The 7,300-nt window shown below is 68.6% G+C and carries 9 protein-coding genes; 7 read left to right on the top strand and 2 right to left on the bottom strand.

Features of this window, described 5'->3' with window-relative positions:
• Window positions 1-131: 131 nt before the first annotated feature.
• Window positions 132-665, bottom strand: coding sequence for a GNAT family N-acetyltransferase (locus ACFXI3_RS46845; RefSeq protein ID WP_344269216.1), 534 nt, complete (start codon window positions 663-665; stop codon window positions 132-134).
• A gap of 109 nt (window positions 666-774) precedes the next feature.
• On the opposite strand from ACFXI3_RS46845, the gene ACFXI3_RS46840 reads away from it, so the two are divergent.
• The gene (locus tag ACFXI3_RS46840) at window positions 775-1,131 is read left to right on the top strand and encodes an ArsC/Spx/MgsR family protein (RefSeq protein WP_378408679.1); all 357 of its coding nucleotides are present in this window, start codon (window positions 775-777) and stop codon (window positions 1,129-1,131) included.
• Here the strand turns inward: ACFXI3_RS46840 and ACFXI3_RS46835 are convergent.
• A complete protein-coding gene (locus ACFXI3_RS46835; RefSeq protein WP_378408677.1) occupies window positions 1,124-1,888 on the bottom strand; it encodes a sulfite exporter TauE/SafE family protein in 765 nt (254 codons plus the stop codon). The genes ACFXI3_RS46840 and ACFXI3_RS46835 overlap by 8 nt on opposite strands.
• Window positions 1,889-1,974: 86 nt before the next feature.
• Between ACFXI3_RS46835 and ACFXI3_RS46830 the strand changes: the two genes are divergently transcribed.
• The 6 genes from ACFXI3_RS46830 to ACFXI3_RS46805 all read left to right on the top strand — a co-directional run bounded on the left by ACFXI3_RS46830 (window position 1,975) and on the right by ACFXI3_RS46805 (window position 7,157).
• Window positions 1,975-2,739, top strand: coding sequence for a helix-turn-helix transcriptional regulator (locus ACFXI3_RS46830; protein WP_344269226.1), 765 nt, complete (start codon window positions 1,975-1,977; stop codon window positions 2,737-2,739).
• Window positions 2,740-2,824: 85 nt separating this feature from the next.
• Entirely contained in the window at window positions 2,825-3,514 is a 690-nt protein-coding gene (locus tag ACFXI3_RS46825) for an alpha/beta fold hydrolase (protein ID WP_378408675.1), read from the top strand.
• Window positions 3,515-3,849: 335 nt separating this feature from the next.
• Window positions 3,850-4,929: a hypothetical protein gene (locus ACFXI3_RS46820; RefSeq protein ID WP_378408673.1), complete on the top strand. Its 1,080-nt coding sequence runs from the start codon at window positions 3,850-3,852 to the stop codon at window positions 4,927-4,929.
• Between the two features lie 143 nt (window positions 4,930-5,072).
• Window positions 5,073-5,480 (top strand): hypothetical protein, encoded by a 408-nt coding sequence (locus tag ACFXI3_RS46815; RefSeq protein WP_344269234.1) that lies wholly within the window; start codon window positions 5,073-5,075, stop codon window positions 5,478-5,480.
• A gap of 10 nt (window positions 5,481-5,490) precedes the next feature.
• A complete protein-coding gene (locus tag ACFXI3_RS46810; protein WP_378408671.1) occupies window positions 5,491-6,552 on the top strand; it encodes a sensor histidine kinase in 1,062 nt (353 codons plus the stop codon).
• Window positions 6,549-7,157, top strand: coding sequence for a response regulator transcription factor (locus ACFXI3_RS46805; RefSeq protein ID WP_344269240.1), 609 nt, complete (start codon window positions 6,549-6,551; stop codon window positions 7,155-7,157). Before ACFXI3_RS46810 ends, ACFXI3_RS46805 begins: the two co-directional genes overlap by 4 nt.
• Window positions 7,158-7,300 lie beyond the last annotated feature (143 nt).

Genomic DNA, 7,300 nt, shown 5'->3' with positions numbered 1-7,300 from the left:
GCGGTCTGAGGGTGGTTGTCAAGGCATCTTTCCAGCCTTGACAACCACCCTCAGACCGTCATCACAATCAAGCTTCGGGGTGCCCCACGCAACCACCACGGCAAGGTCGCCGCCAGGCGACGAGCCGAGACTCAAACAACGTCCCCCCGCCGAACCCGATAAACCTGCAACCTCAAGTCGTAATACTTAGTAGTCTCCCCAACCCACTGCATCCCAATCCGCTCCGCCGTAGCAATAGCCCGGGAATTACTAGGCCGCGCCACCGCGAACAACTCATCCGTCCCGTCCTGCCGGAACGCCCACTCCACCAACGCCCGCGCGGCCTCGGTCGCGTACCCGTGCCCCCACTCCTCAGGCCGCAACTGCCAGCTCAGCTCCAAATCCTCCCGATAAGGAGGCAGCAACCGAATCCCCACTCCGCCGACAACCCGCCCGTCGGAGCGCAACTCCACCGCCCACCGCCCCCGAGGCGGAATCAAATTGGGCTGCGCCTCCTGCCAAGCCTGCAACACCGACCGCATCGCGGCGGCGTCGCCGACCCGGTCCATGGCGGGAGTCAGCCAGTGCGTCACATCGGAAGAGCCGTAGATCTGAAACGCGGCTTCGGCGTCGTCAGCCGTCCAGTCCCGGATCACGAGACGGTCGGTGGTCAGCGGCAGGGTCATGTACGAACGGTACGCCCGTTCCACCCGGTCCGGGCAGGTGATGCAGGACGCACCGAAGGCTCTTGTCCGGCAAGGACTCCTCCCGATATGGCGCGGGTAGACTGCGCGGGTGGAGATCTGGGTGAACCCGCGGTGTTCCAAGTGCCGCTCGGCGGTGTCGCTGCTCGACGAGGCCGGCGCGGAGTACACCGTGCGCCGCTATCTGGAGGACCCGCCGACCGAGGCGGAACTCGTCGCGGTGCTCGACCGGCTCGGCCTTGATCCGTGGCACATCACCCGCACCGGCGAGAAAATCGCCGGTGAACTCGGGCTGAAATCCTGGACCCGGACGCCGGAAGACCGTCCACGGTGGATCGCCGCGCTTGCCGCGCACCCGGAGCTGATCCAGCGTCCGATCATCACCGCCGACGACGGCACCACGGTGGTGGCCCGCGACGAGGAAACCGTGCGGTCGGTGATCAGCTGACCGCCACGGCGATCAGCGCCGCCGCCAGCAGCGCCACGTACGCGACGGCATGCACCTTGTCCGGCAACCGGTCAGCGACCCGCCGGACGAGCGCGATCGTCGGCAGTGAACCGGCCAGCAGTGCGGCGCCGGCGATCGGGTCGAGGTACCCCGACGGTCCGCCTCCCGCCGTCGCGTAAACCGCGGTCGCCACCACCGCGACGGGCACGCTGAGCGGGTTCGCCATCGCGGCCGCGTCAGCCATCGGAAGCCCTTTGCGGCGCAACAACGGCACCGTCATGACGCTGCCGCCCACTCCGAGGAAGCTCGCCACCGCACCGATTCCGACTCCGCCCGCGGTAGTCGTGAACGTGCTCAACGGCTTCGGTTCCCCTTGCGGTTTAAGGAATCCGCCGCGCGCCAGGCTGTCCACAATGGTCACTGCCAGGTAGACGACGAACAGGACGCGCAACAGCCCGTCCCCGGCATAGGTCGCGGCTACCGAACCCGCCACGGCGCCGATCGCGACGAACGCGGCGAGCGGCCAGATGTAGTCACGCCGGAGACGTCCGGCCCGGGCTTGCACGACGGTCGCGCTGATCGCGTTCACGACCATCACCGCAGTGGACGTGGCGACGGCGACATGCATCGCGTCGCCGCGGCTCGTGACCGCCGCGACCACCGGCACGGTGACGAATCCGCCGCCGAAGCCGAACAACACAGTCGTCACGCCGCTGAGGCAGCCGAAGAGGAGAAGAATCAGGATCGAGGTCAACACTGGCTTCAAGGTAGGTCGTGCGGGGTGCGGCGCGCATCCGAAGATTCGCCAGGTTCTTTCGAGCTTCGGACACCTATCCTCGAGGTATGCGCAACGTTCCGTTGTCCGAGGTCGACGCCCTGCCCCGGGCCGTGCTCGCGATCAGCACGGACTACCCGCCGGACCACTTCCTGCCGCCGCACCGCCACCGCCGCGCGCAGTTCCTCTACGGCGCGACCGGTTCCATGCGGGTCGGAACGGCCGACGGAACGTGGACCGTCCCGACCCGGCGCGCGGTGCTGATCCCGCCGGAGACCGACCACAGCGTCGTGATGATGAACGTGACTACGCGCAGTCTCTATCTGGAACCGTCCGCCGTGCCGTGGTTCCCTCGCCGCTGCCAGACCGTCGACGTCTCGCCCCTGCTGCGCGAATTGCTCCGGGAAGCGGTCGACGTCGTCCCGGAATACCCTCGCCGCGGCCGCGATGCCGCGCTGATTTCCCTTCTGCTGCACGAAATCTCCCGCTGCGTTCCGTTGCCGCTTGAACTCCCGTGGCCGCGGCACGAAGGCTTGCGCGCGCTGTGTCAGTCCTTTTCGGACGCTCCCGGTGTGCACGATCCGCCGTCGCGCTGGGCAGCCGAGTTGCACGTCAGCGAACGGACGCTGCATCGGCTGTTCCGCGCCGAAACGGGCCTGAGCTTCGCCCGCTGGCGGGAGCGGGCCTGCGTGCTGCACGCGCTCCCGCTGCTGGCCGCGGACCTTCCGGTGGCGGACGTCGCGGTCATCCTCGGCTACGAAAGCCCGGCCGCGTTCACGACGATGTTCAGCCGCCTGCTCGGCGCCCCGCCGCGGGCCTACCGCGAGCCGTGACCCAGATCTCATTGAGTGCAACTTGATTGTGCACAACTAAGTTGTACTGTTGTCCTCGTTCGGAACTTTCTCTGAGGAGGACCCCATGACTGCCACTGTCGTTCTGGTGCACGGCGCGTTCGCGGATTCGTCCAGCTGGAACGGGGAGATCGAGCGTCTCCAAGCAGCCGGGCACCGGGTGATCGCGGCGGCGAACCCGCTGCGCGGAGTCGCCGAGGACGCCGCCTACGTCCGGTCTTTGCTGGACAGCGTCGAAGGCCCGATCGTCCTGGTCGGCCATTCCTACGGCGGCTCGGTGATCTCGGCCGCCGCGGTGGGCCACCCCGGCGTGCGGGCGCTGGTCTACATCGCCGGCTTCGTCCCGGACGAGGGCGAAAGCGCGGGCGAACTGGCCGGGAAGTTCCCCGGCGGGACCCTGGGGGAGACGTTGGAGCAGGTCACCCTGCCCGAGGGCGTCGACCTTTACGTCCGGCAGGACCTTTTCCACCAGCAGTTCGCCGCCGACGTTCCCGCCGCGCAGGCCAGTCTGATGGCAGCGGGCCAACGCCCGATCGCCGCGGCGGCCCTGGACGAGGCGTCGCCCGCTCCGGCGTGGAAGGGCTTGCCGGTGTACAGCCTGATCCCGACCGCGGACAAGAACATCCCGCCCGCGGCGCAGCGTTTCATGGCGGAACGCGCGGAAGCGGAGGTGGTCGAGGTAGCCGACGCTTCGCACGCGGTGCTGGTTTCGCAGCCGGACGTGGTGGCGGAGCTGATCCTGCGCGCTGCTCGATGATGTTGGGGGAGTGCGGCTGGTCCGCGCCGCGCGGGTAGGGGCGCGGGTCGGCAAGGTGCGGGTGTGATTCGCGTGGGTGCGGCGGTGGACTCGGTCCGGCTCGATCGCGCCCACCGAACCGGGCCCACAGCACGGCTCCGGTGGAACTGAATTGTCGGCGAACTCAGCGGTCCGACAGCGTGGTTCCCTTGGCCGGGATCTCGGTGATCAGCGCTGGTCAGAGGCCTCGTCGTGCGGTGTTTGGGGTGTCGCCCGGTCCCGTTGTGCGGACTCGTCATGGCTGAGCCGGGCTTTCACCGTTCATCGCGTCGGTGCGGCAGTTACCATCGGCGGCCATGAGTACCTCAGGGGGTCCACAGGATCAGCCGGGCACGCCGCAGGAGCCGGGCGCGGTCCCGCCGGGATGGCAGGCGCCTCCGCCGGGCGCCGGTTACCCGCAGCAGCCCGGCGCTCAGCCGGGGCAGTCCGGCTATCCGCAGCAGCCTGGGCAGTCTCCGCAGTTCGGGCAGCCCGTTCAGCAGTATCCGGGCCAGTCCGCGCCGGGCGCGTACCCGGGGCAGGCCGGGCAGTACCCGGGGCAGCCCGCACCGGGCTCCTACCCAGGACAGGGCGGGCAGCCGGGCCAAGGCCAGTTCCCGGGCCAGCCGCAACCAGGACAGCCCCAGCCAGGTCAGCCGCAACCCGGACAGCCGAGCCAGCCGCAACCCGCGTTGTCCCAGCCAGGACACCCGCAGCCCGGTCAGCCGCAAGCCGCGCAGCCCCAGCCGCAACCCGGCCAGCCCTACCCGGGCCAAGCCGCGTACCCGGGCCAGGGTTATCCAGCACAACAGCCCGGCTATCCCGCCCAGCCCCAGCAGCCGGGCGCCGGTTACGCCGCGCCTCAGCCGGGCCAGGGTTACCCGGCTCAAGGCCAGCCGCTCACCAGCCCCGGTCTCGGCGCTATTCCGGTTGCCCTCGGCGGCATTCTCGAGATCGTCGCGCTCTTCGTCCCCTGGGTCACCTTCACCAACGGTGCCCAATCCGCCTCGGTCAGCTTCATCGACGCGTTCACCAAGATTCCGTCCGGCTCGGACAGCTTCGCCTCGATGTACGTGCGGTTCCTCGCCTTCATCCTGATCGCCGGGACGCTCGGCGCCACCCTCCCGTGGGTGCTCGGCGCGCTGCGCACCAAGAAGTCCGCCTACTGGCTGAGCGGGATCCGCCGCCGGGAACTCACTCCGTCGAGCTTCTGGTGGTACCGCACCGTCTTCGCGGGCCGGGCCACTGTACTGCTGCTTTTCCACATCGCGGGCATCATCGCGATGTTCTACGACGACCTGTCGCTGATCGGCCTCGGCGCCTACCTGCTGGTCGTCGGCGGGCTGCTCGTGGTCGCCGGCGCGGCGATCGGGCCGAAGCTCAACGCCGCCCGCTGACGTCGCGGATGACCGGGTTCTGACAAATGTCATCGCGCACCGATGCGCGGTGACACTACGGCCCGCTTGCCCGTCCGCCCACCATGGGACGGGCAAGCGGTTCCGGATCCACCGGGCCGATCAAGGGTCCGGAAAGGACAGTCATGAACTCCCGTCCCGCAACGGTTTCCGAACAACCTCGCATCCGGGCGGTCCGCGTCCTCACCGGGGCCTACCTGGCGCTGAGCGTGCTCACCCTCGGCGCGATCGTCCTCCTCCGCGACAACCCGGCGATGGTCACCGACGTCGTCTGGGTCCGCGCCACGATCGTCGCCGCCAGCGCGCTGCTCACGTTCCTGTTCGCGAGAAGTGCGGCCCGTGGGTCGAAACGAGGGTTGTTGCGGCTCCGGATCGTTTCGGCGGTGATGACGGCCGCGATCGTCGTCATCGTGTCGATTCCGGGTTTCCTGCCGCTGTGGGTCCGGCTTGAGCAGGGCGTTTGCGGGCTGCTTCTGCTGGGGGTGGTCGTCCTGGTCAACGGACGGCCCGTGCGCTCGCTGTTCTCCGAGTAGCGTGCCGGACGTGGACCGCGGCCCCGATTCCGACGCGCAACGCTGGGTACTGGGCTGGCGCCGGCTTGTGCTGGACGCCGGCCTCCTGGTGTACCCGCTGATCGTTCTCGCCCAGACTGCGGACCAGCCGGTGGCGGTCGTGCTTCTGCTGGTGTTCTGTGCCTGCTACATCGGGGCGGCCGTCGCTGCCTACGGGTTCCGGAGCCGGGCTTTCTGGATTCTGACCGGGGTGTTGACGGTGCTGTTCGGCGCCGTGCTGCCGGTCGGTCGCGCCAATGCGTTTTACCTGCTTGCCGTGGTGGTGTCGCTGGCTGTTCCGCGGTTGCCGCGTTGGGGCATGGTCATCGTGCCGGTCGCCGCCGCGGCGACTGTGGTGGTGCCGTGGGCGGTGTGGCACACCGATCCGGGGTGGGCGCAGGCGGCGGCGTTGGTGTTCACCGTGTTGGTGGTGGTCGCGTTCGCGGAGGCGTTGCGGGCGAATCGGGCGTTGGTGCAGGCGCGGGCTGAGGTGGAGCGGTTGGCGGCGGACGCGGAGCGGTCCCGGATTTCGCGGGATTTGCATGACCTGCTTGGGCATTCGCTTACCGCGATCACGGTGAAGAGCAATCTTGCCCGGCGGCTTGCGGCCAAGGGGGATGAGCGGGCCGTCGAGGAGATCGGCGAGGTCGAGCAGTTGTCCCGGCAGGCGCTCGCGGATGTTCGGGCGGCGGTTTCCGGGTATCGGGACGTGACGCTTGCGGGGGAGCTCGCGCGGGGGCGGGAATTGTTGCGGGCGGCGGGGATCAGCGCGGATTTTCCTACCGCGGTGGACGGGCCGCATCAGGAATTGTTCGGCTGGGTGGTTCGGGAGGGGCTGACCAATGTGGTCCGGCATTCTCGGGCCGCTAGTTGTGCGGTGATCGTTTCGGGGGATGCCGTGGAGATTCGGGACGACGGTGTTGGTTCTGTGGCGGATCCTGGAAATGGACTGTCCGGGTTGCGGGATCGGGTGGTTGCCGCGGGCGGCCGGATGGAGGCGGGGGCGGTGCGGCCTCGGGGGTGGCGGTTGCGGGTGACGGTGGGGGAAGCGTGACTATTCGGTTGTTGCTCGCGGACGATCAGGTGCTGGTGCGGCAGGCATTGGGGACTCTGCTCGATCTTGAGGACGACTTTGAGGTGGTCGCTCAGGTGGGGCGGGGGGATGAGGTGGTGGGGGCCGCGCTGGAGTGTTCCCCGGATGTCGCGTTGCTGGATATCGAGATGCCCGGGTTGGACGGGTTGGCCGCGGCCGCTGTTTTGGCGGAGCAGGTGCCTGGGTGCCGGGTGGTGGTGTTGACGACGTTCGGGCGGGCTGGGTATTTGCGGCGGGCTATGGAGGCTGGGGCCGTGGGGTTTGTGGTTAAGGACGCGCCGGCGGAGGCGTTGGGGGATGCGATTCGGCGGGTGATGCTGGGGGAGCGGGTGGTGGATCCGGCGTTGGCGGTGGCGACATTGGCTGCGGGGGAATCGCCGTTGACTGCTCGGGAGCGGGATGTGTTGATTGCTGCTCGGGGTGGGGGGTCGGTTGCGGAGATTGCGGGGAGTTTGTATTTGTCTGAGGGGACTGTGCGGAATTATTTGTCGGGGGCTATTGCTAAGACTGGGGCTCGGAATCGGATGGGGGCGGTTCGGGTTGCTGATGATCGGGGGTGGTTGTGAGGTGGCTCGTCGCCTGGCGGCGACATTGCGCCCGTTGGTTGCGTGGGGCACCCCGTTGCCCAATTGTGCTGACGGTTCGGGGGTGGTTGTGAAGGGCGGGCACAAACCATGTCAAACAACCCCCCACCCCCCCCCGCGGCGGA

Origin of the sequence: Amycolatopsis sp. NPDC059235, assembly GCF_042754125.1 — a bacterium.
Lineage (GTDB): Bacteria > Actinomycetota > Actinomycetes > Mycobacteriales > Pseudonocardiaceae > Amycolatopsis > Amycolatopsis albidoflava.
Note: the sequence above shows the minus strand (reverse complement) of the source record. Positions and strands in the feature narration are given on the sequence as shown.